General features: G+C 62.9%; 17 protein-coding genes. 11 read left to right on the top strand and 6 right to left on the bottom strand.

Annotation, left to right across the window (positions count from 1 at the left end; all coding sequences use genetic code 11):
- The 10 genes from AC6CIA_RS19315 to AC6CIA_RS19360 all read left to right on the top strand — a co-directional run bounded on the left by AC6CIA_RS19315 (window position 1) and on the right by AC6CIA_RS19360 (window position 14,287).
- Window positions 1-1,296 carry a DotU family type VI secretion system protein gene (locus tag AC6CIA_RS19315; protein WP_498314299.1) on the top strand — a complete coding sequence of 432 codons (1,296 nt, stop codon included), beginning with the start codon at window positions 1-3 and terminating at the stop codon, window positions 1,294-1,296.
- Window positions 1,293-4,793: a type VI secretion system membrane subunit TssM gene (gene tssM, locus AC6CIA_RS19320; RefSeq protein ID WP_498314300.1), complete on the top strand. Its 3,501-nt coding sequence runs from the start codon at window positions 1,293-1,295 to the stop codon at window positions 4,791-4,793. Before AC6CIA_RS19315 ends, tssM begins: the two co-directional genes overlap by 4 nt.
- A complete protein-coding gene (gene tagF / locus AC6CIA_RS19325) occupies window positions 4,790-5,443 on the top strand; it encodes a type VI secretion system-associated protein TagF (RefSeq protein WP_498314302.1) in 654 nt (217 codons plus the stop codon). Before tssM ends, tagF begins: the two co-directional genes overlap by 4 nt.
- Window positions 5,444-6,163, top strand: coding sequence for a PP2C family protein-serine/threonine phosphatase (locus AC6CIA_RS19330; RefSeq protein WP_498314304.1), 720 nt, complete (start codon window positions 5,444-5,446; stop codon window positions 6,161-6,163).
- Entirely contained in the window at window positions 6,160-9,165 is a 3,006-nt protein-coding gene (locus tag AC6CIA_RS19335; RefSeq protein ID WP_498314306.1) for a serine/threonine-protein kinase, read from the top strand. The genes AC6CIA_RS19330 and AC6CIA_RS19335 overlap by 4 nt, the downstream gene beginning before the upstream one ends.
- Window positions 9,165-9,869 (top strand): ABC transporter ATP-binding protein, encoded by a 705-nt coding sequence (locus AC6CIA_RS19340; protein WP_498314308.1) that lies wholly within the window; start codon window positions 9,165-9,167, stop codon window positions 9,867-9,869. The genes AC6CIA_RS19335 and AC6CIA_RS19340 overlap by 1 nt, the downstream gene beginning before the upstream one ends.
- Window positions 9,869-11,053, top strand: coding sequence for an ABC transporter permease (locus AC6CIA_RS19345; RefSeq protein WP_498314309.1), 1,185 nt, complete (start codon window positions 9,869-9,871; stop codon window positions 11,051-11,053). The genes AC6CIA_RS19340 and AC6CIA_RS19345 overlap by 1 nt, the downstream gene beginning before the upstream one ends.
- Window positions 11,046-12,773 (top strand): formylglycine-generating enzyme family protein, encoded by a 1,728-nt coding sequence (locus AC6CIA_RS19350; RefSeq protein ID WP_498314311.1) that lies wholly within the window; start codon window positions 11,046-11,048, stop codon window positions 12,771-12,773. Before AC6CIA_RS19345 ends, AC6CIA_RS19350 begins: the two co-directional genes overlap by 8 nt.
- Before the next feature lie 84 nt (window positions 12,774-12,857).
- Window positions 12,858-13,781, top strand: coding sequence for a type VI secretion system-associated lipoprotein TagQ (tagQ, locus tag AC6CIA_RS19355; protein ID WP_498314313.1), 924 nt, complete (start codon window positions 12,858-12,860; stop codon window positions 13,779-13,781).
- Window positions 13,782-13,906: 125 nt separating this feature from the next.
- Window positions 13,907-14,287, top strand: coding sequence for a helicase (locus tag AC6CIA_RS19360; RefSeq protein ID WP_498314315.1), 381 nt, complete (start codon window positions 13,907-13,909; stop codon window positions 14,285-14,287).
- A 64-nt stretch (window positions 14,288-14,351) separates the two neighbouring features.
- Here the strand turns inward: AC6CIA_RS19360 and AC6CIA_RS19365 are convergent, their stop codons facing one another.
- From AC6CIA_RS19365 to exbB, 6 genes are all read right to left on the bottom strand, one after another.
- Complete coding sequence (locus tag AC6CIA_RS19365; protein ID WP_498314317.1) at window positions 14,352-15,746, bottom strand: HDOD domain-containing protein; 1,395 nt, start codon at window positions 15,744-15,746, stop codon at window positions 14,352-14,354.
- A 78-nt stretch (window positions 15,747-15,824) separates the two neighbouring features.
- On the bottom strand, window positions 15,825-17,900 hold the full coding sequence (recG, locus tag AC6CIA_RS19370) for an ATP-dependent DNA helicase RecG (RefSeq protein ID WP_498314318.1): 2,076 nt from the start codon (window positions 17,898-17,900) through the stop codon (window positions 15,825-15,827).
- A 9-nt stretch (window positions 17,901-17,909) separates the two neighbouring features.
- Window positions 17,910-18,830 (bottom strand): hydrogen peroxide-inducible genes activator, encoded by a 921-nt coding sequence (locus AC6CIA_RS19375; protein ID WP_084381546.1) that lies wholly within the window; start codon window positions 18,828-18,830, stop codon window positions 17,910-17,912.
- Window positions 18,831-18,975: 145 nt separating this feature from the next.
- Window positions 18,976-19,728 carry an energy transducer TonB family protein gene (locus AC6CIA_RS19380; protein WP_498314320.1) on the bottom strand — a complete coding sequence of 251 codons (753 nt, stop codon included), beginning with the start codon at window positions 19,726-19,728 and terminating at the stop codon, window positions 18,976-18,978.
- Window positions 19,725-20,150, bottom strand: coding sequence for a TonB system transport protein ExbD (gene exbD / locus AC6CIA_RS19385; RefSeq protein WP_339527639.1), 426 nt, complete (start codon window positions 20,148-20,150; stop codon window positions 19,725-19,727). The genes AC6CIA_RS19380 and exbD overlap by 4 nt, the downstream gene beginning before the upstream one ends.
- Window positions 20,151-20,156: 6 nt before the next feature.
- Window positions 20,157-21,176 carry a tonB-system energizer ExbB gene (gene exbB / locus AC6CIA_RS19390; RefSeq protein WP_498314323.1) on the bottom strand — a complete coding sequence of 340 codons (1,020 nt, stop codon included), beginning with the start codon at window positions 21,174-21,176 and terminating at the stop codon, window positions 20,157-20,159.
- Between the two features lie 187 nt (window positions 21,177-21,363).
- Between exbB and AC6CIA_RS19395 the strand changes: the two genes are divergently transcribed.
- Window positions 21,364-22,215 (top strand): SDR family oxidoreductase, encoded by an 852-nt coding sequence (locus tag AC6CIA_RS19395; protein ID WP_498314325.1) that lies wholly within the window; start codon window positions 21,364-21,366, stop codon window positions 22,213-22,215.
- Window positions 22,216-22,225: the final 10 nt, after the last annotated feature.

A 22,225-nucleotide genomic window follows, 5' to 3' on the forward strand; every position in this document is an offset into this window, starting at 1 on the left:
ATGCATCCCAATGATGATGACCGCACCCAGTTCATGCCGCGTCCGGGTGGTCGTGCGCCGGAGCCCGCCCGCGCGGAGCCGGTTGCGGCGGCGCCACTGTCGATGCCGACCGCGCCACTCACCGGCAAAGCCCAGGGCCTGAATCCGCTGGAAGGCGCGGCCGGTCAACTGCTGGCGTTGCTGACGCGGCTGCGCAACACCATTGCGCATCCGGCCCCGTCGAGTCTGCGAGCACAGTTGCTGGCCTACCTGCGTCAATTCGAAGAGCGTGCCGAAGCCGCCGGCGTGGCCCGCAATGAAGTATTGCTGGCTCGCTATGCGCTGTGCACCGCCCTCGACGAAGCGGTGTTGAGCACGCCATGGGGCAGCACCAGTGACTGGGGCAAGCAGAGCCTGCTGATCACGGTCCACAACGAAGCCTGGGGCGGCGAAAAAGTCTTCCAGTTGCTCGATCACTGCCTGCAAAGTCCGCGCGAGCGCCTGTATCTGTTGGAGTTGCTGTATCTGTGCATATGCCTGGGTTTCGAGGGCCGCTACCGGGTGATGAACGACGGTCGCAGCCAGTTGGAAGCCTTGCGTGAGCGCACGGCGGCGGCGATTCGCAGCGCCCGGGGCGATCACGAGCGTGAGCTGTCGCCGCATTGGCGTGGCGTCACCGTGGCCCGCGACCGCCTGGCGCAATTCATGCCGCCGTGGATCGCGGTCGCGATTGGCCTGGCCTTGCTGCTGGCCTTGCTGTTCGGCCTGCGGATGAAGTTGGCGGCGGATGCCGAGCCGGTGTTCAAGAACATTCATGCCCTCGGCGAGATCCCGGTGCAGGCCATCGACCGTCCGGTGGCGCAGCCGAAAATCATCGAGCGACCGCGCCTGGCGGGTTTCCTGGTCGACGACATCAAGGCCGGGCGCGTGGCGGTGGAAGATGCGGTGGACCGCTCGGTGGTGACCATTCGTGGTGATGAGCTGTTCGCGTCGGCCAGTTCCAGCATCGTCGATGACTATCAGCCATTGATGCTGCGCATCGCCGATGCCATCCGCAAGGTCAAGGGGCAGGTGCGGGTTACCGGGCATAGCGACAACCGTCCGATTGCCACCCTGCGCTTCCCGTCCAACTGGGCCTTGTCCGAAGCCCGGGCCCGATCGGTGCTGGAGATTCTCGCGGCCAAGACCGGCCAGGGCGATCGCTTCAGTGCCGAGGGCAGAAGCGACACCGAGCCGGTGGCGACCAACGCCACAACCGAAGGCCGTGCCCGCAATCGTCGGGTTGAAATCACCGTATTGGCGGAGGGCGTCGAGTGAAGGCGTTTTTCAGTTTCATGATTCGCTGGGTGATCCCACTGTTGGGCCTGATTGCCTTGAGCCTGATCATCTGGTTCGTCGGGCCGTTGCTCGACATCCTTGTGCCGCAAGGCCGGCGTTGGGCGCTGATCATTCTGATCTTCGCGGTGTGGCTCGCTTACCGTGTATGGCGCATCGTCCAGGCGCGCCGGCAAGCCGCTGAAGTGATGCGCAGTCTCGCGGCCGAAACCCCGGCGGATCCCGACAGTGTCGCCACCGCTGAAGAACTCGCGACCTTGCGTCAGCGCATGGATGAAGCCCTGGTGCTGTTGAAAAAGGCCAAGCTGGGCGGTGACGAGCGTCGTAACCTGTATGAGCTGCCGTGGTACGTGATCATTGGCCCGCCGGGTTCGGGCAAGACCACCGCGCTGGTCAACTCCGGGCTGCATTTCCCACTGGCCGCGCAATTGGGCGCGGGTGCCGTGCGTGGCGTTGGCGGTACGCGCAATTGCGATTGGTGGTTCACCGATCAAGCCGTGCTGTTGGACACCGCTGGCCGCTACACCACCCAGGACAGCAACTCCACGGTGGATAAAGCCGCCTGGCTGGGCTTCCTCGACCTGCTGAAAAAGCAGCGCGCCCGGCGCCCGATTGACGGGGCCTTTATCGCCATCAGCCTGTCGGACCTGCTGCTCGGCAGTGACGCCGAGCGGGCCGCGCATGCGGCGGCAATCCGCTTGCGGATCCAGGAGCTGTACAGCCAATTGGGCGTGCGTTTCCCGATTTACCTGATGCTGACCAAGCTCGACCTGGTGCCGGGTTTCATGGAGTTCTTCGACAACCTGAGCAAGGAAGAACGCGCCCAGGTATGGGGCATGACCTTCGCCCTGGACGATGGCAAAAGCAGCGACAGCCCGCTGGCCCATCTGCAAAGCGAATTTGCCGGTCTCGAACAACGTCTGAACGAACGTCTGGTGGAGCGTCTGCAACAGGAGCGCGACCCGGCGCGGCGCGACCTGATCTACGGCTTCCCGCAACAGTTCGGTGCCTTGAAGGATTGCCTGCAGAGTTTCCTTGAGGGGGTGTTCAAGCCCAATGCCTTCGAAGAGCGTGTCTTGCTGCGCGGTGTGTACTTCACCAGCGGCACCCAGGAAGGCAGCCCGATTGACCGACTGATCGGCGCCATGGCCCAGAGCATGAACCTGGACCGCCAGCACCTGGCGCGCCAGAGCGGCACCGGGCGCAGTTACTTCATTGAAAAGCTGTTCAGCGCCGTGGCGTTTGCCGAGCGCGGCTTGGTCGGCGTCAACCCGAAGGTCGAGCGGCGACGCAAGTGGATGGCCCGTGGCGTGCTGGCGGCTAGCGTGGCGCTGGTGCTGGTGGTCAGTACCTTGTGGTGGGTCAGCTATCGCGCCAATCAGGCCTACATTGCCCAGGTCGACCAGAAGGTCGCGCCCCTGGGCCTGACCGTGCAGAACCTGAGCCCGGCGCAACGCGACGTGCTCGCCGTATTGCCGTTGCTCAACGCGGTAAAAAACCTTGCCGCAGATTCGCCAAGCTGGGCCGAAGGCCTGGGCTTGTACCAGGGCGACATGCTCGAAGCCGAGTCCGGCAGCGTCTACCGCAAGCTGCTGATCGCGGTGTTCGCGCCACGCCTGGTGACGCGCATCGAAGAACAACTGCAGGGCGGCGGTAGCTCGGACTTCCTCTACGAAGGTCTGAAGGCTTACCTGATGCTCGCTGACAACGAGCATTACGACCCGGACTTCATCAAGGCCTGGATCGCGCTGGATTGGGACCGCAGCCTGCCGCGCGATCTGCCGGCCGAGCAGCGCCAGGCGCTGACCGGGCACTTGCAGGCGCTGTTCGATCGCCATCCGCCGAGTGCTCGCCTGGACCCGCGACTGATCGATGACCTGCGTCGGCAACTGCAACAACTGCCGGTGGCCCAGCGTGTGTACGATCGGGTCAAGCGCCAGAAATTGCCGGAGGGCGTGGCGGATTTTCGTCTCAACGAAGCCGCTGGCCGTGATGCCGCGCTGGTATTCAGCCGTAAAAGTGGCAAGCCGTTGGGCGAGCCGCTCAGTGGATTCTTTACCGCCAAGGGCTATCGCCAGGGTTTCTTGCTGACCAGCCTGAACCAGGCCGGCACCCTTGCCGAGGAGCAATGGGTACTGGGTCGCGAGCCGGCCGATCAACAGAACGCCGCCAGCCTTGCCGCGGACGTGCGTCGCTTGTACTTCCAGGACTATCAGCGTCAGTGGGATGCCCTGCTGGCCGACATCGACTTTGTGCCAATCACCAGCGTGGCCCAGGCCGCCGATGTACTGCGGGTGATTTCCGGACCTTCCTCGCCATTGAAAAAACTGCTGGTGGCGGTGGCCAGGGAAACCGATCTGCAACAGGAAGAGCGCTTGCTGGCGGCCAAAGGCGCGCCGGTGGAAGGCGGTGTCGATCAGCTCAAGGAGCGCCTTGGAAGCCTGCTCGGCCAGGAACAGGCCGCGCCCGATACGCCGGCCACCAGTGATGATCCCGTGACCGCGCATTTTGCCGAACTCAACCGCATCGTCGCCAAGAACGAAGGCGAGCCAGCGGCCATCGACGGCCTGCTGGCGGACATGAACGCGCTCTATGTGCAGGTCAGCGCGATGGTCGGCGCCAGTGGGGAAGCCTTGCTCGGCGAGGCCAAGAACCAGGCGACCGCCGCGGCCACGCGGGTCAGCCTGAACGCTGAACGCCAGCCGCCGCTGGTGCAGGGCATGGTCAAGTCGGTGGTCAACGCCACCACCAGCAGCATGATGGGCGGGGTGCGCGATCAACTGAACGCGGCGTGGGGCAGTGAAGTGGTCAACGTTTATCGCCAGTCCCTGGCCGGGCGTTACCCGATGTCGCCGGGCAGTGCCCGCGACGCGACACTGGATGACTTTGGCCAGTTCTTCGGCGTCGGCGGGGTGATGGACAACTACTTCCGTAAATACCTGCAACCCTACGTCGACACCTCGGCCAAGACCTGGCGCTGGCAACCGGGCGCGGCGCAGAAGCTCGGGATCTCTTCCGGTGTGCTGAACACCTTCCAGCACGCGGCGACTATTCGCGATGCGTTTTTCCGCGCCGGAGGCACTCAGCCGATTGTGCGTTTTGAACTCAAGCCGGTGGCGATGGACCCGACTATCACCCAGTTCCTGCTGGACCTGGATGGCCAGCAACTGAGCTACGACCATGGACCAAGCCGCCCGGTCGCCATGCAATGGCCCAATCCCGGCAGCATCGGCGTGGTGCGTATTTCCATCATGCCGCCGTCGGCCAGCGGGCGTTCCGGGGTGACCCTGGACGGGCCGTGGGCCTGGTTTCGCCTGCTGGACCAATCGGACCTGAGCGCCGGCAATTCGCCGGACCGCTTCAACCTGCGGTTGCGGGTCGATGGTGCGAGCATCGCCTACGAGTTGCGGGCCGGCAGCGCCTTCAACCCGTTCAAGAGCCGCGTGCTGCGCGGGTTCAGTCTGCCGGAGCGGCTATGACGACGCCCGGTTTCTACGGCAAGTTGGCCAGTCGCGGGGACTTTGTCAGCCGCGGTTTGCCGCAGAGTTTTATCGGGCCTTGGGACAGTTGGCTGGCGGCGGGTCTGTTGGCCAGCCAAGCCAGCCTTGGTGGGCAATGGTTGAACGTCTATCTGGTCAGTCCGCTGTGGCGGTTTGTGCTGGGCCCGGGTGTGTGCGGACCGGATGCAGTCACAGGGGTGGTGATGCCGAGCATCGACCGGGTCGGGCGCTATTTCCCGCTGACGGTGGCGACGTTGCTGGACCACGACAGCGACCCGGCTTCGGTTGTCGCTGGCTCGGACGCCTGGTTTGAAGCGGTGGAGGAACTGCTGCTGAGCACCCTGGATGGCGGCGCCAGTTTTGAACGCTTCGAGGCCGGGATCGAAGCCTTGGGCGCACCGGTTTGCCAGTCGCGCACCGAAGGCAGTCGTTTCGCCGGGCTGCAACGCTTTGGCGCCACCGATCCGCAGGCCCGCATGCGCGTGCTGGCGGAGCAGGCCTGCGAAGGCGCAAGCCTGTGGTGGGGACGTGGATCGCAACGGATTTCTCCTGGTTTATTGCGGTGTCAGGGCCTGCCTGCCGCCGGTGATTTTGCGCAATTTCTGCTCGGACAAGAAGGTGTGGTGTAGATGGGTGCGACGTACAAGTCCGCGAGCAAAAGCCACGTCGGCATGGTTCGCCAGGTTAACGAAGACGCCTGCCTGGATCTGCCGGAAAACCGCCTGTGGGTGGTGGCCGATGGCATGGGCGGGCATGCTGCGGGTGATTACGTCAGCAGCCTGATCGTCGACAGCCTGCGCAACATTCCCGTGGGCCGCTCCCTCGAGGAATACAGCGCGGCGCTGCGCTCCGACCTGATTCGGGTCAACAGCGCCGTGCGTGAAGAAACGGCTCACCGTGGCGTGACCATGATGGGCAGCACCGTGGTGCTGTTGGCCACCCGCGGCTTGCGCGGGGTGTGCCTGTGGGCGGGCGACAGCCGCCTGTATCGCTTGCGCGATGGAGTCCTGGAAAGTATCTCGCGTGACCACAGCTATGTGCAGGACCTGCAGGACAGCGGGTTGCTCAGCGAAGCAGACGCACGGGTGCATCCGCGCGCCAATATCGTCACTCGCGCGATTGGCGTGGAGGCGCAGTTGCAGTTGTCGGCTGTCGAGCTGCTGATCGCCCCCGGCGACAGTTACCTGCTGTGCAGTGATGGCCTGAACAAGACTGTCGAGGACCATGAGATGCGTGAAGTGCTCAGCCATGACGAGCCGGAGGAGATTGTCCGCAGCCTGGTGCACCTGGGACTCAATCGGGGCGCGCCCGACAACATCACCACCATTGTCGTGAAGGTATCGCCATGACCCTCGACATTCCCGGCTATGACATCGAGGGCGAGATTGGCGAAGGCGCCATGGCCAGCGTCTACCTGGCGACCCAGCGTTCCCTGGAGCGCAAGGTGGCGTTGAAAGTCATGGCTGCCGCGCTCGCTGCCGACCCGAGTTTCTGTGAGCGTTTCCTGCGCGAAGGCAAGACCCTGGCGCGCTTGTCGCATCCACACACGGTGACCATCCATGACATTGGCAATGTCGGCGAGCTGTATTACATGGCCATGGAGTACCTGCCCAACGGCACGCTCAAGGAGCGCATTGCCGATGGCCTGACGCCGGAACAGGGCTTGGTGTACATCCGCCAGATCGCCTCGGCGCTGGGTTATGCCCACGCCCAAGGACTGGTGCACCGCGACGTCAAGCCGGCGAACATTCTGTTTCGCGCCGATGGCACCGCGGTGCTGTCGGACTTCGGCATTGCCAAATCCCTGGATGATCGTACCCAGTTCACTCAGGCCGGGTTTGCCGTGGGCACCCCGAGCTACATGAGCCCGGAGCAGGCGCGAGGCCAGGAAATCGATGGTCGTGCCGACCTTTACGCGTTAGGCGTGGTGCTATACGAAATCCTCGTTGGCAAGCTGCCTTACAACGGCACCGATGCACTCTCCACCGCGCTGGCGCATCTCACCGAGCCGCTGCCGGAATTGCCGGTGCATCATGGCCGTTATCAGGAGGTACTGAAAAAGCTCCTGGCCAAAGACCCGGCGGAACGTTTCCCGGACGCGGCGTCGTTGCTGCGTGCGTTGGATCAACTGCCCAAGGATAGCCTTGAGGCGACGTTGATTCGGCCGCTGCCGATTGCGCCTGGCAATGATCTGGCGGGCATGACACCGGTTTCCATCGAGATCCCGACCCACGCTCCGCAGCCGCAACCACAGGCGGTGCGCCAGCCGGTGGTGACGCCGACGCAACATCGCACTGTTTCCGAACAGCGCCGTGGACCGGTGCTGGCGCTGGCCGCTGTGGCGGTAGCCGTCGCGCTGGCTATCGGCGGTGGCAGTTACTGGTGGCTGAGCGACGACGCGCCCGTCGCGCCGCCGCCAGCGGCAGTCACTCCGGATGTGGCGCCAGCTGCGCCACCCGCGCTCAGCGCCCCAGTGGCTGACGTCGACGGCGGGCAACGCCCGTTGCTGATGGACGGCAAAAAAACCCTGTTCCAGCGGGTACTGAGCAAGCCCGGCGCGAAACTCTCCAGCGAGGCCGGCGGTGCACCGGGCAAGGCCTTGCCGGCATTCTCGGTGCTGTATGTCTACCAACGCAAGGACATCGATGGCAGTCCTTGGCTGCGCATTGGCGCCGCCACTGATGGGCGCAGTGACGGCTGGTTGCCGGCCGTGCAAGTCAGCGACTGGAAACAAAGCCTGGTGCTCAAATTCACCGAGCGTTCGGGCCGGGCGCCCGTGATGTTCCTGCGCCAACCGGCTGCAGTGGAAAAGTTGCTGGCCGATCCCGCCGGGGCGAAAAACCTGCTGCTCAAGGCGCAGCAAAATCCCGAGGACAATCAGCAGGTGCTGGCACTGGAACCTGCTGCCAGCGCCGTCCCGCAGAACCAGTTTTACTTGCTGCCGATCTTCGATTCCAGGGAAAGCTTCGACGAAAACGGTCAGCCGGTGCAGTTGCTCAACATCGCGTCCATCGATCCTGGCAGTGCAGCGTCGACCCAGGCCAGGCCCGCCACGCCGGTGATCAGCGCCAACGCCGATGCATTCCGCACCGCGGTGGTGTTGGTGGTGGACACCACCGTGTCGATGCAGCCCTATATCGATCAAGTACGCGACGTGGTGCACGCGTTGCAAACCCGTATCGCCGAGCGTGGCGAGTTGGACAGCGTGAGCTTTGGCATGGTCGGTTTTCGCAGCAGCGTGAAGAAAACCCCCGGCCTGGAATACGTGGCCAAGACCCTGATCACGCTTGATCAGGGCCGCGACCCGCAGCGTTTTCTCGACATGGCACGGCAGGTCAAGGCGTCCAGCGTTTCCAGTCACTCATTCAATGAGGACGCATTTGCCGGGGTGATGCAGGCGGTGGAGGGCATGGACTGGTCCGGTTATGGCGGGCGCCTGATCCTGCTGGTGACCGATGCGGGCGCCCTGCGCAAGAACGACCCGTTCGCCGCCACCCAGATGAATGAAGCCGAAGTGCGCCAGGCGGCTCTGGGCAAGCAGATCAAGATCTACGCACTGCACCTGCGCACCCCTGCCGGGCAGAAAACCCACGGTGGCGCCGAAGCCCAGTACCGCACGCTGACCGCCGATGCCAACCCGCAGATTGGCGATCTGTATGCACCGGTGCCGGGCGGTGATGTCCGCAAGCTGGGGCAGCAGGTCGATGAAATCGGCAGTGTATTCGCCAATCTGGTGCATCAAGTGCGCAGCAACACTGCGCAGCCGGTGCCGTTGCTCAATGCCGCGCCGAGCCTGACGGACAAGTCCGCGGCAGTTGGCTACGCCATGCACATGGATTTCCTCGGGCGCAAAACCGCCAGCCAGGCGCCGCAACTGGTCAGTGCCTGGACCGCTGACCGCGACCTGACCAACCCGGCGTTGCCGGCGTTCCAGGTATGCGTGATGTTGACCAAATTGCAACTCAACGACTTGCAGCAATCGCTGAAACTGATTGTCGATGCGGCGCGCAAGACCCAGACCTCGCCGCGCGATTTCTTCCAGGAAATCGCCAGCGCCTCGGCTTACATGAGCCGCGATCCCCAAGCCTTGCGCAAGGGCGGCAACCTGGCCGATGGCGGTATTCTCGGTGAATACCTGGAAGGCCTGCCGTACCGCAGCAAATCGCTGAGCATGACCCAGGACCTGTGGTTGTCGTTGAGCGTGGCCGAACAAGAGGACTTTATCGACGAGCTGGATTCGAAAATCCGCCTCTATGAAACCTTCCATAACGACCTGGCCAACTGGGTTCGTTTCGGTGATGCCGAACCGGGCGATGCGTTGTACCGCGTGCCGTTGTCGACGCTGCCGTAATGTTGAGCCTGAGCGCGGTGCACAAAAGCCGGGGCGTCGGCAGCCAACGCTATAGCCTGGTCATTGCGTCGCTGCAACTGCGGGCCGGCGAGCAGCTGGCGATTGTCGGCGCGAGTGGCAGCGGTAAAAGCACCTTGCTGGATATGCTGGCGCTGGTACTGGCGCCGGATCAAGTCGATCAATTCGAGCTCAACCGTGTCGACATTGCCGGGCTCTGGCGTGGCGGCCGGCAAAGTACCCTGGCCGAGCTGCGCAGCCGGTATCTGGGGTATGTGCCGCAGACCGGCGGTTTGCTGGGTTTTCTGGATGTGCGCGGCAACATCGCGCTGTCCCGCCAACTTTTGGGGATGCGGGATGACGGCAGCGTCATGCGCCTGGCCGAGCAGTTGGAAATCAGCGATCAACTCGGAAAACCACCGACCGCTTTATCCGTGGGGCAGCGCCAGCGAGTGAGCTGCGCCCGGGCATTGGCCCATGGCCCGCAACTGGTGCTGGCCGACGAGCCCACCGCGGCACTTGACCCTTTGAACGCCGAGCGGGTGATGCAGGCGCTGTTGGCGCGTACCCTGGAGGCGGGCGCGTGCTGCGTGATCGCGACCCATGATGAACCGCTCGCCCGCGCCAGTGGTTTGCAGGTCCGGCGTATCAGTTGTCGGCGTGATGCCGATGGTGGCGTCACCGCGACCCTTGGGGAGGCCTGCTGATGCGCGGCGCCTTGGTGGCTTCCCTGGCCTGGCAAGACTATCGCAACGATGCCTGGCTGTCGGCGTGTTCGGTGTTGGCCCTGGTGGCGGTGATCGCACCGTTGCTGGTGTTATTCGGCCTGAAATTCGGACTGGTCAGCAGTTTGACCGAGCGCTTGGAAAATGACCCCGCGACGCGGGAAATTATTCCGTTGGGAGGTGGTCGATTCAGTGGCGCGTTTATCGAGCAACTGGGTCGGCGCGCGGATGTGGCCTTCGCGGTGCCGCGCACGCGACAGATTGCGGCGACGGCGCAGTTGGGCGCGCAGACCCTGGAAATGCTGCCGACCGCCGAACGTGACCCGCTGTTGAGCGGCATGCCTCTGCCGCGCGGCCTGGATCAAATGCTGCTGAGCCACACCGCTGCGGAGAAGCTGGGCGCCAAAGCCGGGGATTGGCTGGACGCCAGTTTTACGCGCCAGGTGGCGGGACGCGTCGAGGCCCAGCGCACGCCGCTCCAGGTGTTGGGTGTGTTGCCGCTGGAAGCTTTCGCCCGCGACGCTTTGTTCGCCTCGCTGGAGTTACTGGAAGCGGCAGAGGATTACCGCGACGGTCGCGCTGTCCCGGCGTTGGCTTGGGCAGGCGACGTCGAGGGCGTGCACGAGCAACGGGTGTACCCGGCGTTTCGCTTGTATGCCCGCAGCCTGGCGGATGTGGAGCCGCTGCGGGTGTATTTTGCCGGGCAGAACCTGCTGGTTTCGACCCAGGCCCAGGCCATCGCTCAGGTGCAGTCACTGAGTCGCAATCTGTCGATCGTGTTCTGGGTGATCGCCGGGCTGGCGTTGGCCGGTGCGTTTGCGGCGATTTTTGCCGGTGCGTTGGCGGCGGTTGCACGCAAGCGTCGGGAATTGTCGGTGTTGCGCCTGCTGGGTTTCTCGACCGGCGCGCTCTTGTTGTTTGTGGTGTTGCAGGCGCTCTACAGCGCCGGTTTTGCTGCAGTACTCAGTGCCCTGTTGTATGCGTTCGCTCAGACGGGCTTGAACCAATTATTCGTGCAGGTGCCGGGCGAGTACGCCAGTCATCTGTTAGCGCGACACTACGCTCTGGCCCTGGTGGCTGTCCTCGGCGTCAGTGCCGTGGCGGCAGCGTGTGGTGGTTGGCGTGTAGCGCGAATCCAGGCTTCTGAAGGAATCAGAGATGTATAAATTACTGGGCGCCGCCGTGGTGCTGAGCTTGGCCACCGTGGCCTGTTCCGACGAGGCCTCTTCATCAGGGGGCCAGAACACACTGGACAACCCCAAGCCGTTGGCCGGTGACGTCAGCCTGCCATTGCCGTGCGAAGGCAGCATGGTCTTTCGTTACGTCTATATCCTGGCCCAAGGCACCCTTGACGATCGCGAGATCAGTCTCGGCTATCCCTTCAGTGAAGGCGAGGCGGGTTATAAGCAGTCGTTTATTTCCGGCTATCGCCGGGACTATATCAACGGCCAGTTCACCCTCAAGGACCTGCCCAAGGAGTGGAACAAGGTCATCACGCCGCTGATGCCCGAGACCGACGCGAAGAAACCGCTCAAGCCGATGTTCTACTTCATCGGCAAGTACGAAGTCACCGCTCGTCAATATGCTCAGGTCATGTCCCAGGCCCAGTCCTTGGCCAGCGGCGAACCGGCACCGGCCTGCGATGTACCCGCCGGCATGGCCGGGCGCCTGCCCAAGGTCAAGTTGTCGCGTTTCGAAGCCGAGCGCTTTTCGGCGGTGTACAGCGCCTGGTTGATGAAATACCACCGTGACCTGCTGCCGGTCAGCGGCCGTGGTACGTCGGCAGAAGACGGTGGTGTGGGTTTTGTGCGGCTGCCGACCGAAGTGGAATGGGAGTTCGCCGCTCGCGGTGGCCATGCGGTCAGTCGTCAGGACTTGGAAGGTCGGCTGTTCCCGCGGCGTATCGAAGGCAGCGAAAGCGACGGCCCGCTGGCGGATTGGGCGGTGTTCAACCAGGTGGCCGGAGGCACCGGACAGGCCGCACGCCTGCTGCCCATCGGCACCCGATTGCCGAATCCGATTGGCCTGTTCGACGTGATTGGCAACGCCGCCGAAATGGTCCAGGAATCGTTCCAGTTGGTCCATGCGGGTCGCCGTCAGGGCACTTACGGCGGTTTTGTGGTCAAGGGCGGGAATTACCTGGAAGGCGAGGGCACGCTGTTCACTGGGATGCGCCGCGAATACCCGCTGTTCGGCGCTGACGGCACTGAACAAAGCAACGAAACCACCGGCTTCCGGGTGGCGATTGGGGCATTGTCGGCGCCGCGTTCGCGTTACAACGAGCTGTTTGCCCAATGGCAAAAGGAAGGCCGACTCGCCGGACTGACCGATGCCATCGACGATGCGCAGGACCCGACCAAGCGGCTGGACAGCATCATCGCCGCCAGCGTCGACCCACGCCTGCAAGCCGAACTCGGGCTGGTCAACGAGGAACTCAAGCGCAACGTTTCGCTGATTGCCCGACAACGCGAGGAAGCGGCTGGCAACTTGATCCAGTCCGCAGCGTTGGTGGCCGAAACCATCAGCAACTACAACATCCGCCTGATCAATCTGCAGAAGAGTCGCGAGCGCTCCCTGGCGGCCAAGGACGAGGCCAGCGCGCAACTGTTTGCCACGGCCATCGCCAATGGTCGCAGCGCCCTGGATGGCGCGGTCGGCATTTACATCGACAACCTGGCCACGGGCACGCGTTATACCGATGCGGTGATTCAGGCGCAGTTTCAACGAATCAAGGAAGAGTTGGATCGCAAGCCGATACTGGGCAAGAGCCTGGTGACGCGCGCGACGTTATTCGTTCGCCATGTCGGCAACTACCGCAAGCAACAGCGGGCCGACCCGGCAACGATCTTGAAGGAATTGCTCGCAGCGAGCGCTCAGCGGTCTTGATCGCACGCAGGCTGGCGAGCTTGGAAGGGACTCAGGCGGTGGTGTGCCGTGCTGGGCTGGTCAAACTTAAAAGAGAACACAACTATGCTTTTTTCCCCTAAGACGTCTACACCGGTTTCCAAGCGTTACTTGCTGCTGATCGCGGCGGGCTTCAGCACCGTATTGACGGGCTGCGCCACCTCGCCGGCCTCCAAGGTCGCGTCAAGCACCAAGGTCGAGTATTACCCTAACTGCTACGAGCCGGTGCAGCACCTGCGTGCCACTGATTCTGACATGACCAAGTCGGTGGTGACGGGCGCGGCCATTGGTGCGGCCGGTGGCGCGCTGTTGGGCGCCCTGACCGGTGACTCCGACAAGCGTGGTCGCAATGCCGCCATCGGCGCGGCGGGCGGTGCCCTGGCGGGTGGCGCGGCGGGTTACTACACCGAGCGTCAGAAACAGATCAGCGATGACAACCAACGCATCGCTTCCTACGCTGCCGACTTCAACAAAAGCGCTTCCGATATCGATCGCAGCACCGCATACGCCAAGGCGTCCCAGCAGTGCTATAAGAGCGCGTTCACCAAGCTGGTGGCCGATCGCAAAGCCAAGACCGTCAACGAAACCGAAGGCCGCAAGCGCCTGGCGGAAATCGTTTCCGGCCTGAAAGAATCCAACGACTTGATCGTGGCGGTGAACGGCAAGGCCAGCGAAGACCTGAACAACTACACCCAGGCTTACGAGAAAGACCTGCAGCAGGTGGGTGTACAGCGTAACGATGTGGTCACCGTGGCCAAGGCCGAGACGGCACCCGCGACAAAAGGCAAAAAGCCGGTCAAGGCCGCGAAGAAGCAAGTGCTGCCAACGGTGCCGAAAGAAGCCGTGAGCACCGAAAAAACCATTCAGACCGCCAAGGCCAAGCAGGCTGAAAGCAATCAGGTGGCCAGCGCCGGTAAAAGTCAGATCGAAGGCACTTGCCGCGATCCGAACCTGGCCGATTGGGCGCCCGTTCCTTGCCCTAACGTTTAAGGCAAGTTGTTGCTATAAGCGGTAAACACCAGCCGATCTTCTGCTAATGCGCAAGATCGGTGGTGTTCTGCCTGCAAATCGTTAAACTGCTGCGGCCACTTAATAATTACATCGAGGCCGTGTGCATGAAATTTCGTCTTCTTTTGTGGGTGCTGGGCCTGATGATGGGCAAAGCCAGCCGCTCCAACCCCGCCTTCCAGCAACAGTTGGGTGACAAGGACTTGGCTTTTCAGCTGCAGACCCTCGACGGCAAGGTTGCCCGTCACTTCATCGTCAAGGATCAACGCATCACCAGCCGCTCGGGTGTTCACCCGCAGCCTGCGTTTGCCATCGCCTTTAAAGACGCCGCCTACGGCTTCGCCACGATGCAGGCGAAGAACAAGCAGTTGGCGTTCATGACGGGGATTCAGGACAAATCGATCCAGATCAAGGGCAATCCGGCGCTGGTGATCTGGTTCCAGGATTTGACCAAATACCTGAAGCCGAAGAAAAAATCCAAGGCTTGAGGGGTGGGCGTAAGGCCGAAACCAATACCTGCCAACCTCCAGGCCACAGCCTTGGAGCCCAGCCTCAGTGGAACTGCGACGCCAGTTCGCGCAGCAACACTTCGGCATCGAGTACCTTGCTCACCACATCTTCGGCCTTGTCTCGACTCAGGCCCAGACGTTCCAGCAGTTCGTCGGGGATCTGGGCGTCAGGGCCGGAGCCGATGCCACGGCTGCGCAGCAGGCGCACAGCCAGGCACACCAGGTTTGGATACTCCGCGTATTGACCGTCGTAGGCAGGATCATGCTGGAAGCGCAGGGCGGTGGACAGTTCGTCGGGCATGTCCCAGTAACGCATCAGCCAGGCGCCGATCTGCTCGCGATTGATCCCTAGCAAATGTTGCTCGACATAGCTGTGGCACAGGTGCGGGTTGACCTCCAGGTGCCGACAGATCAGCGAGAAGTGTGGCGGGAACACGTGCGCCAGCAACAGGTAGCCGAAGTTGTGCAACAGGCCGGCGAGGTAAGTCAGGCCCGCTTCCGGACGCTGGGCGCGTGGCATGGCACGGGTCAGGCCTTCGATCACCGCTGCGGTGTAGATGGATTGGTGCCAGTACGGCGTGGCCTGTTGCGGGTGGTCTTTGGGCAAACTCAAGGTTTTGCCCAGCGCCAGTCCCAAGGCCAGGTTGATCACCAGATCAAAGCCCAGCACCCGCACAATTGCATCCTCGACCGAACGGATCTTTCCCGGTGAGGCGTAGTACGGCGAGGCCGCCCAACTCACCACTTGCGCGGCCAGAGCCGGGTCCGTTTCCACCACGCCGGTGATGTCGTCGATGGTGGCGTTGGGATCGACTCGGAGCTTGATGATCTTCTGCGCGGTGTCGGCCAGCGGCGGGATTTCAATCGTAGCTTCCAGGCGTTGCTGGATGCGCCGCACGGTAAACGCCTGCACCGCCTGGGTGATTTCGTCGCGGTCGTCATTCGGGCGGTCAAAATTGGGCTGGATATTGCTCAGGGGCTCGCCAAAGTTGGCGGCGCTGGCTTTGCTCAACAGGCGCTTGAAGTCGTCACTGGAGACTTCCAGCAGCACCGAGGCCTCGCCCGAGTGAACCAGCAAGGTGGGTTCGCGCAGCAGACTTTCTTCGTAAAGGCACGGCGAACTGGTCAGCGGTGGTATGCCGGGCAACTGGCTGAGGTTGTGTTTGCCGAGCATGCGCTCCAGGCGATCCGGGGAGACGGCAGTCAGCTTGCGTCCGGTCAGTTCGGTGAGGCGATTGAGGTCCAGCAACTGGTCATGGGGAAACAGCACCATAAGCGCGCCCACGGCATCATCGAGCAGTACGGCTTGAACTTTTCGCGCCGGATTCAGGCCAGCGTGTTCGACCACTTCCGTGTAGCTGATGGCGAGTTTTGTGAGCAGATCGCGAATGACCATGGGAGCGGTCGGCGGAACTGTGGCATGGGCAACTTCTGACATGGCCGGATCCAATTTCCTACATTTCGTAGGAGTATAACCACCTTGGTCCGAGTGGGGGTCGACTAAGTGAGCACGCCGTCACACTTGACCGTATTGCTGGCCGTGCCGCAACCAGCGATCCAGCAACGGGCTGACGTGTTGTGGCCAGCGCTCCAGCAATGCCTGGGCCGCGTCGCGCACCGCAGGTAGCAAATCGGCATCGCGCATCAGGTCAGCGACCTTGAATTGCAGCAGCCCGGTCTGGCGGGTGCCGAGCATCTCGCCGGGACCACGCAGCTCCAGGTCTTTTTCAGCGATCACGAAGCCGTCGTTGGTTTCGCGCATGATCCCCAGGCGCTGGCGCCCAATCTGCGACAGCGGCGGGTGGTAGAGCAGCACACAGTGACTCGCGGCGCTGCCCCGGCCGACGCGGCCGCGCAACTGGTGCAACTGCGCCAGACCAAGCCGTTCGGGGTTCTCGATGATCATCAGGCTGGCGTTGGGCACGTCGACGCCGACTTCGATCACTGTGGTGGCCACCAGCAGTTGCAGGTTGCCGGCCTTGAACTCGGCCATTACCGCGGCTTTTTCCGCCGGTTTCATACGGCCGTGGATCAGCCCGACCTTGAGCTCGCCCAGCGCGGCGGTGAGGTCTTCGTAAGTGGTTTCAGCGGCCTGGCAGGTGAGTTCTTCCGACTCTTCGATCAGCGTACACACCCAATAGGCCTGACGTCCTTCGGCACAGGCGCCGCGCACCCGCTCGATGACTTCGACGCGGCGGGTATCAGTGACCAGCACGGTGTTGACCGGGGTCCGGCCGGGCGGCAGTTCGTCGAGGATCGAGGTGTCGAGATCGGCGTAGGCGCTCATGGCCAGGGTGCGCGGGATCGGCGTGGCGGTCATGATCAACTGGTGCGGGCTCATGCGGCCACCCACGCCTTTCTGGCGCAAGGCCAGGCGTTGTTGCACGCCGAAGCGGTGCTGTTCGTCGATGATCACCAATGCCAGGTTCTTGAACTGCACTTCGTCCTGGAACAGCGCATGAGTGCCGACCACCATCGGCGCGCCAGCCGCGATCTGCTCCAGGGCCGCCAGCCGATTCTTGCCTTTGAGCTTGCCGGCCAGCCATGCCACTTCCAGGCCCAGCGGTTCGAGCCAGCGCTTGAAGGTGATGAAATGTTGTTCGGCGAGGATCTCGGTGGGCGCCATCAGCGCCACTTGATAGCCAGCTTCCAGGGCCTGCAGCGCGGCGAGGGCGGCAACCACGGTTTTACCGGCGCCCACGTCGCCCTGGATCAGGCGCAGCATAGGCTCTTGCTGACTGAGGTCGTAGGCGATTTCGTTACCGACCCGTTGCTGGGCGCCGGTTGGCGCGAAGCCCAGGTTCGCCAGGTACTGCGCAGGCAGGCGAGTGGCCTTGGGCATCGCCGGGGCGCGCAGCGAGCGCATGCTTTCGCGCAGGCGCTGTTGCGACAGTTGATGGGTCAGCAGTTCTTCGAACGCCAGGCGATGCTGGGCCCAGTGATGACCAAGGGCCAATTCGTCGACGTCGGCATCGGCTGGCGGATGATGCAGGTAGCGAATCGCATCATCCAGCGGTGCCAGTTGGTAGTCGCGGGCCAGCTCTTGAGGCAGCCAGTCAGGCAGGCTTTTCGGGCCCAGCAGCGTCAGGGTCTGCTGGCACAACTGGCGCAGGCGCTGTTGGGTCAGGCCTTCGGTCAGCGGGTAGATGGGGGTGAGTGTGGTATCAACCGGTGGTGGTTCGTCGCCGGTAATGGCACGGTATTCCGGGTGGTAGATTTCCAGTCCCGAAGCGCCAGGTCGAGCTTCGCCGTAGCAACGTACGCGGGTGCCGCGCTTGAGGCCTTCTTTTTGCGCGTTGCTGAAATGGTAGAAGCGCAGGCTCAGGCCGCCGGTGCTGTCTTGCAGACGTACCACCAGGCTGCGGCGCTTGCCCATCACCACGTCGGCGCCGCTGACGGTGCCTTCGATCACCGCGTCCTGCCCAGGGCGCAGATGGCCGATGGGCACCACGCGAGTGCGATCCTGATAACGCAAGGGCAGATGAAACAGCACGTCCTGGAGATTCTCCAGGCCAACCTTGGCCAGCTTCTCGGCCATGGCTTCGCCGACACCCTTGAGTGCCGTCACCGACACCTGCGACAACTCGCTCATGACGGCAACTTAGCTCGCGGCGGGCGGCTTGGCCACCGAGCACAGGCGGATCGAGTCGGCGAGGATTTCGATGGCTTTTGGCCGTGGGAAGCTCGCGCGCCAGGCAATCGCCACGGTGCGAAACGGTACCGGTGGCGTCAGTGGCCGTACTTCAATCACGCCGGCGGCGTAGTGATGGCTGTCCACGGCCGAGAGCGGCAGGATCGAAATACCCAGGCCCGAGGCGACCATATGGCGAATGGTTTCCAGGGAGCTGGATTCCACCGTGGTGTGCTTGGCACCGTCGTTACCCTTGGTCAGGGTCGGGCAGGCTTCCAGCACCTGGTCGCGGAAGCAGTGGCCTTCACCGAGCAGCAGCAGGCTCTTGTCGTTGAGCAGGCCGGCGTCGATGGTGTCTTTTTTGGTCCACGGATGGGACGCGGGCATCAGTACGTAGAACGGCTCGTCGTAGAGCGGCAAGGTCAGCACGTCCGCTTCGTTGAAGGGCAGCGCGATGATGATCGCGTCCAGCTCGCCGTTGCGCAGTTTGTCGCGCAGCACGTGGGTGAAATTCTCTTCGATATACAGCGGCATCTGCGGCGCGACGCGGTGCAGTTGCGGAATCAGGTGCGGGAACAGGTACGGACCGACGGTGTAAATGGCACCGACCTTCAGCGGTGCGGTCAGCTGGTTCTTGCCGGCCTGGGCCAGCTCGCGGATGCTTTGCGCCTGTTCCAGTACCTTCTGGGCCTGGGCAACAATGCCTTCGCCTACCGGCGTAAGGCGCACGGCGCTTTTGCTGCGCTCGAAAATCAGCACACCGAGTTCGTCTTCAAGCTTCTTCACGCCCACCGACAGGGTCGGCTGGCTGACATGGCAACGTTCAGCCGCATGGCCGAAGTGTTGCTCTTGGGCGAGGGTCACGATGTAGCGTAATTCTGTAAGAGTCATAGCGGGCGTCCATGAGGTTGCGGCCAAGCATACCGGCTGCAATCGATAGACGCACGTTATCAGAACTTTGGCAGGGATTGACCCGGTGCCAGGGTCGATCTTGATCAAATGTGGGAGCGAGCCCGCTCGCCCCCACATTCAGCCGCTAGCGGCGACGTTTCTCGATGTTGTAGACAAACGGGGCAGTGATTTCGATGCTGCCATTCGTCAACATGTGGGCCGGTGGCTTGGGCAGCGGCTGGGCACGACGAATCATGTCCAGCGTGGCGCGGTCGAGGTCGGCGTTGCCGGAACGGCCCGTCAGTTCGTAGGAGAGTACCTTGCCTTCGGCATCCACCACGAACCGCAAGCGATTCAAGCCTTCCTTGCCACGGGATTGAGCGCCTGGCGGGTACTTTTTGTACTTCGCCAGGTGGCTGAGCAAGGTGCTTTGCCAAGTGGCCTTGGCGGCGATTTGCGCAGGCGAAGGGCCGGGGGCTGGCTGCGCCGATTTTTCCGCGGGCGCGTTATTCTGAGGGGATTCGCTGGGCGGCTCTTCGGAAGGTTTTTCCTTGGGCGGCTCAGGCTTTTTCTCAGGTTTTGGCGGCTGCGGTTTTGGCTTGGGCTTGGGCTTGACCGGTTTGGGCGCTGCAATGGTCGGCTTTGGCGCTTCGGCCAGTTTCGGCAATGGCAGTTCTTCGACCGGCTCGGGCGGTTGCGGTGGCGTCACCACCTTCGGCGGAGCCGGAGGTGGCGGGGCCGGCATCGGCGCCAGGTCGATGACCATGGCGGCCGGTGGCAGCTGGACCACCTGGGGCGCCGACCACTGGAGCGCGATGATAATCGCGACGGCGTGAACGCCCAGCACGACGGCGAGGCTGCTGCCATATCGCGTCAGTTTGTGGCGCGTCGTGATCATTTCTTGGCTGCCGTCTCAAGTCCGACCAGGCCTACCTTGAGGTAGCCGGCTGCCCGCAGGGCATCCATCACGCTCATCAGGTCGCCGTAGTCCACGCCTTTGTCGGCCTGGAAGAAAATCGTCGTGTCTTTCTTGCCCTGGGTCTTGGCGTCGAGCACCGCTCCGAGGGTTGCGGATTTGACTTCTTCTTCGCCCAGGAACAGGCGTTGATCGGCCTTGACGCTGAGAAACACCGGTTTCTCCGGGCGTGGCGCGGGTTTCGCGCTGGAAGCCGGGAGGTCGACCTTGATGTCGACCGTCGCCAAGGGGGCCGCCACCATGAAAATGATCAGCAGCACCAGCATCACGTCGATGAACGGTGTGACGTTGATTTCGTGGTTTTCGACGAGTTCGTCGTCGCCTTGATTCAAATGCAGGCCCATGGCCGATTACCCCACTTTCACCATGTGCGGTTGCGAGCTGCGCTCGGTAGGCTGGTGATCGAGGTCACGGCTGACCAGCAACAAGACTTCAGCCGAAGCGTCCGACACCTGGGCCTTGTAGCCGGCGATGGAGCGGGCGAAGACGTTGTAGATGACCACCGCGGGAATCGCGGCCACCAGGCCCAGCGCGGTTGCCAGCAAAGCTTCGGCGATACCCGGAGCCACGACGGCGAGGTTGGTGGTCTGGGTCTTGGCGATGCCGATAAAGCTGTTCATGATGCCCCATACGGTACCGAACAGGCCGACGAACGGCGCGGTGGAACCGATGGTTGCCAGTACGCCGGTGCCGCTGCTCATGTTGCGGCCACAGGCTGCAACCAGGCGCTCAAGGCGGAAGCTGACCCGCTCCTTGATGCCTTCTTTCTCGCGACTGTTGGCCGACAGGCGCATTTCTTCCAGCGCATCGTGAACCAGCAGGTGCGCCAGCGTGCCCTTGATCGCCGCGCTTTCGCTGGCTTCTTTCAGGGTGGTGGCTTTTTTCAGGTTGGCGATTTCGGAGCGCAGGCGACGTTTGGCACCCAGCAGTTCGAAGCCTTTGGCGATCCAGATGGTCCAGGTGATGATCGAGGCGATGGCCAGGCCGATCATCACGATCTTCACGATGATGTCAGCGTTCTGGTACATGCCCCAGGGCGACAGGTCGTGGGCCATGCCCAAGGTGTTGTCCTCTTCCAGCACGACGCCGGACTCGTCAGCCGGGGCCAGGCCTTCGGCGGCGGCCGGATCGCTGGCGACAGGCGCTGCAGCCGGTGCATCAGGTGTTGCTGCGTTTTGCTCTGGTGCAGGTGCGGGTGCTGGCGCCGCTGCTGGCGTGGCCGCGGCAGGCTGTGTGGCCGGAGCCGTGGCATCGGCGAACGCGGCGGTCGGTGCCAGCAGAACGCTGAACAGCAGCGCAGCAATCGCGCGCCAGGCGCGGGATGGGCTGTGAAGCTTGGTTGGCGAAGCGGGAAGTTTATTGCGTGTCATGCTGGCCGGACCTGAGAGAAAAAATGAGTGATCGTCCTTCCAGACCCTGAGGGTCGAGGACAAATGGGCGGTCATTATTGCAAGTAATTCTTGTTAACAAAAGTAATACAGTAACTTTATTTGTGCTTTTTCTGGCCGCTGGTCACTTGCGAAGGCTAATCTAGACCTTTGAGAACGGAGTTTTGTGATGTCTGCGCCTTCTGTTGTGATTGCCGGTTGCGGCGATGTGGGTAGCCGTCTGGCGACGCAGTTGCTGGCTTGGAACTGGGAGGTTTATGGCCTGCGACGAAGTATCTCGCGCCTGCCGGAAGGGGTGATCGGTATTGCCGGCGATTTGTTCGACAAAGAGTGTCCTGAAACCTGGCCGGTGGGCGGTGTGGATTACCTGGTGTACTGCGCGGCGGCGACCGACCATGACGAGGCAGGCTATCGAAAGGCCTATGTCGAAGGTTTGCAGCATGTGCTCGAGTGGCTGCAGGATTATGGCCAGGCGCCCAAGCAGCTTTTATTCGTATCCAGCAGCAGCGTGTACGGGCAGCAGAACGGCGAATGGGTCGACGAGTCTTCCGAGACTCAGGCGCAGGGTTATTCCGGGCAGGTGATGCTGGAGGCCGAGCAGGTGGCGCTCAACAGTGGCATAGCTGCGAGCATCGTGCGTTTGACCGGGATCTACGGTCCGGGCCGCGAGTGGCTGCTGACTCAGGTGCGCCGAGGTTACCGTGTGGCAACCGATCCGCCTCTGTATGGGAACCGCATCCACGCGGATGACGCGGCGGGCCTGTTGGCCTTTTTGCTGCGGCATGTGGAGCAGGGCGGTGTGCTGGACAAGGTCTATATCGGTGTCGACGATGCACCAGCGCCGCTGGCGGACGTCGTGGGCTGGTTGCGTGAATATCTGGGTGTTACCGAGTGGTCGGAAGACGCCAGTATGCGGCGCGCGGGCAGCAAGCAATGCAGCAACGCCCGAGCCAGGGCGCTGGGCTGGGCGCCAACGTACCCGAGTTACCGCGAAGGTTACGCCGCCATTCTGAAAGGCTGAGCCTTGCCAG

The organism is Pseudomonas sp. GQ91 (genome assembly GCF_059758795.1).

Excerpts from the sequence above, each read along its gene's own strand:
- AC6CIA_RS19315 (WP_498314299.1), top strand. The coding sequence starts at position 1 with ATGCATCCCAATGATGATGACCGCACCCAGTTCATGCCGCGTCCGGGT.
- tagF (WP_498314302.1), top strand. The coding sequence starts at position 4,790 with ATGACGACGCCCGGTTTCTACGGCAAGTTGGCCAGTCGCGGGGACTTT.
- AC6CIA_RS19330 (WP_498314304.1), top strand. The coding sequence starts at position 5,444 with ATGGGTGCGACGTACAAGTCCGCGAGCAAAAGCCACGTCGGCATGGTT.
- AC6CIA_RS19335 (WP_498314306.1), top strand. The coding sequence starts at position 6,160 with ATGACCCTCGACATTCCCGGCTATGACATCGAGGGCGAGATTGGCGAA.
- AC6CIA_RS19340 (WP_498314308.1), top strand. The coding sequence starts at position 9,165 with ATGTTGAGCCTGAGCGCGGTGCACAAAAGCCGGGGCGTCGGCAGCCAA.
- AC6CIA_RS19345 (WP_498314309.1), top strand. The coding sequence starts at position 9,869 with ATGCGCGGCGCCTTGGTGGCTTCCCTGGCCTGGCAAGACTATCGCAAC.
- AC6CIA_RS19350 (WP_498314311.1), top strand. The coding sequence starts at position 11,046 with ATGTATAAATTACTGGGCGCCGCCGTGGTGCTGAGCTTGGCCACCGTG.
- tagQ (WP_498314313.1), top strand. The coding sequence starts at position 12,858 with ATGCTTTTTTCCCCTAAGACGTCTACACCGGTTTCCAAGCGTTACTTG.
- AC6CIA_RS19360 (WP_498314315.1), top strand. The coding sequence starts at position 13,907 with ATGAAATTTCGTCTTCTTTTGTGGGTGCTGGGCCTGATGATGGGCAAA.
- AC6CIA_RS19365 (WP_498314317.1), bottom strand. The coding sequence starts at position 15,746 with ATGTCAGAAGTTGCCCATGCCACAGTTCCGCCGACCGCTCCCATGGTC.
- recG (WP_498314318.1), bottom strand. The coding sequence starts at position 17,900 with ATGAGCGAGTTGTCGCAGGTGTCGGTGACGGCACTCAAGGGTGTCGGC.
- AC6CIA_RS19375 (WP_084381546.1), bottom strand. The coding sequence starts at position 18,830 with ATGACTCTTACAGAATTACGCTACATCGTGACCCTCGCCCAAGAGCAA.
- AC6CIA_RS19380 (WP_498314320.1), bottom strand. The coding sequence starts at position 19,728 with ATGATCACGACGCGCCACAAACTGACGCGATATGGCAGCAGCCTCGCC.
- exbD (WP_339527639.1), bottom strand. The coding sequence starts at position 20,150 with ATGGGCCTGCATTTGAATCAAGGCGACGACGAACTCGTCGAAAACCAC.
- exbB (WP_498314323.1), bottom strand. The coding sequence starts at position 21,176 with ATGACACGCAATAAACTTCCCGCTTCGCCAACCAAGCTTCACAGCCCA.
- AC6CIA_RS19395 (WP_498314325.1), top strand. The coding sequence starts at position 21,364 with ATGTCTGCGCCTTCTGTTGTGATTGCCGGTTGCGGCGATGTGGGTAGC.